The sequence below is a fragment of the Pseudomonas sp. NPDC090755 genome (genome assembly GCF_044769005.1).
Classification (GTDB): Bacteria; Pseudomonadota; Gammaproteobacteria; order Pseudomonadales; family Pseudomonadaceae; genus Aquipseudomonas.
In genome coordinates this window covers 1-3,058 of the sequence record NZ_JBIVXC010000053.1, presented here as the reverse complement: position 1 = coordinate 3,058, position 3,058 = coordinate 1, and the positions used below count along the sequence as shown (strand labels likewise).

The following is a 3,058-nucleotide window of genomic DNA, read 5'->3' as shown; positions in this document are numbered from 1 at the left end:
CGAACTTTCGGTTCGTTTCGTCTTCACCACCACAATCTGCGTTGCAGATTGCTTGGGTGTTATATGGTCAAGCCTCACGGGCAATTAGTATTGGTTAGCTCAACGCCTCACAGCGCTTACACACCCAACCTATCAACGTCGTAGTCTTCGACGGCCCTTCAGGGAGCTCAAGGCTCCAGTGAGATCTCATCTTGAGGCAAGTTTCCCGCTTAGATGCTTTCAGCGGTTATCTCTTCCGAACATAGCTACCCGGCAATGCCACTGGCGTGACAACCGGAACACCAGAGGTTCGTCCACTCCGGTCCTCTCGTACTAGGAGCAGCCCCTCTCAAATCTCAAACGTCCACGGCAGATAGGGACCGAACTGTCTCACGACGTTCTAAACCCAGCTCGCGTACCACTTTAAATGGCGAACAGCCATACCCTTGGGACCGGCTTCAGCCCCAGGATGTGATGAGCCGACATCGAGGTGCCAAACACCGCCGTCGATATGAACTCTTGGGCGGTATCAGCCTGTTATCCCCGGAGTACCTTTTATCCGTTGAGCGATGGCCCTTCCATACAGAACCACCGGATCACTAAGACCTACTTTCGTACCTGCTCGACGTGTCTGTCTCGCAGTCAAGCGCGCTTTTGCCTTTATACTCTGCGACCGATTTCCGACCGGTCTGAGCGCACCTTCGTACTCCTCCGTTACTCTTTAGGAGGAGACCGCCCCAGTCAAACTACCCACCATACACTGTCCTCGATCCGGATAACGGACCTGAGTTAGAACCTCAAAGTTGCCAGGGTGGTATTTCAAGGATGGCTCCACGCGAACTGGCGTCCACGCTTCAAAGCCTCCCACCTATCCTACACAAGCAAATTCAAAGTCCAGTGCAAAGCTATAGTAAAGGTTCACGGGGTCTTTCCGTCTAGCCGCGGATACACTGCATCTTCACAGCGATTTCAATTTCACTGAGTCTCGGGTGGAGACAGCGCCGCCATCGTTACGCCATTCGTGCAGGTCGGAACTTACCCGACAAGGAATTTCGCTACCTTAGGACCGTTATAGTTACGGCCGCCGTTTACCGGGGCTTCGATCAAGAGCTTCGCGTTAGCTAACCCCATCAATTAACCTTCCGGCACCGGGCAGGCGTCACACCCTATACGTCCACTTTCGTGTTTGCAGAGTGCTGTGTTTTTAATAAACAGTCGCAGCGGCCTGGTATCTTCGACCGACGTGGGCTTACGCAGCAAGTGCTTCACCCTCATCGGCGCACCTTCTCCCGAAGTTACGGTGCCATTTTGCCTAGTTCCTTCACCCGAGTTCTCTCAAGCGCCTTGGTATTCTCTACCCAACCACCTGTGTCGGTTTGGGGTACGGTTCCTGGTTATCTGAAGCTTAGAAGCTTTTCTTGGAAGCATGGCATCAACCACTTCGTCGCCTAAAGGCAACTCGTCATCAGCTCTCGGCCTTAAGATCCCGGATTTACCTAAGATCTCAGCCTACCACCTTAAACTTGGACAACCAACGCCAAGCTGGCCTAGCCTTCTCCGTCCCTCCATCGCAATAACTAGAAGTACAGGAATATTAACCTGTTTTCCATCGACTACGCTTTTCAGCCTCGCCTTAGGGACCGACTAACCCTGCGTCGATTAACGTTGCGCAGGAAACCTTGGTCTTTCGGCGTGCGAGTTTTTCACTCGCATTGTCGTTACTCATGTCAGCATTCGCACTTCTGATACCTCCAGCAAGCTTCTCAACTCACCTTCACAGGCTTACAGAACGCTCCTCTACCGCATCACTTACGTGATACCCGTAGCTTCGGTGCATGGTTTGAGCCCCGTTACATCTTCCGCGCAGGCCGACTCGACTAGTGAGCTATTACGCTTTCTTTAAAGGGTGGCTGCTTCTAAGCCAACCTCCTAGCTGTCTAAGCCTTCCCACATCGTTTCCCACTTAACCATGACTTTGGGACCTTAGCTGACGGTCTGGGTTGTTTCCCTTTTCACGACGGACGTTAGCACCCGCCGTGTGTCTCCCATGCTCGGCACTTGTAGGTATTCGGAGTTTGCATCGGTTTGGTAAGTCGGGATGACCCCCTAGCCGAAACAGTGCTCTACCCCCTACAGTGATACATGAGGCGCTACCTAAATAGCTTTCGAGGAGAACCAGCTATCTCCGAGCTTGATTAGCCTTTCACTCCGATCCACAGGTCATCCGCTAACTTTTCAACGGTAGTCGGTTCGGTCCTCCAGTCAGTGTTACCTAACCTTCAACCTGCCCATGGATAGATCGCCCGGTTTCGGGTCTATACCCAGCGACTAAGCGCCCTATTAAGACTCGCTTTCGCTACGCCTCCCCTATTCGGTTAAGCTCGCCACTGAATATAAGTCGCTGACCCATTATACAAAAGGTACGCAGTCACCTAACAAAGTAGGCTCCCACTGCTTGTACGCATACGGTTTCAGGTTCTATTTCACTCCCCTCTCCGGGGTTCTTTTCGCCTTTCCCTCACGGTACTGGTTCACTATCGGTCAGTCAGTAGTATTTAGCCTTGGAGGATGGTCCCCCCATATTCAGACAAAGTTTCTCGTGCTCCGTCCTACTCGATTTCATGACTAAGAGATTTTCGCGTACAGGGCTATCACCCACTATGGCCGCACTTTCCAGAGCGTTCCGCTAATCTCAAAGCCACTTAAGGGCTAGTCCCCGTTCGCTCGCCACTACTAAGGGAATCTCGGTTGATTTCTTTTCCTCAGGGTACTTAGATGTTTCAGTTCCCCTGGTTCGCCTCTTGTACCTATGTATTCAGTACAAGATACTCAGCTTATGCTGAGTGGGTTCCCCCATTCAGAGATCTCCGGATCAAAGTCTGTTTGCCGACTCCCCGAAGCTTATCGCAGGCTACCACGTCTTTCATCGCCTCTGACTGCCAAGGCATCCACCGTATGCGCTTCTTCACTTGACCATATAACCCCAAGCAATCTGGTTATACTGTGAAGACGACATTCGCCGAAAATTCATGAAAACTCACAAATTTTACCTTAGCCTGAACATACACCAGTGAAAGTG

The 3,058-nt window shown here is 51.6% G+C and carries 1 rRNA gene; it reads right to left on the bottom strand.

The features are described from left to right. Positions 1 to 63: 63 nt before the first annotated feature. Positions 64 to 2,954, bottom strand: a 23S ribosomal RNA gene (locus ACIQUS_RS27155). Positions 2,955 to 3,058: the final 104 nt, after the last annotated feature.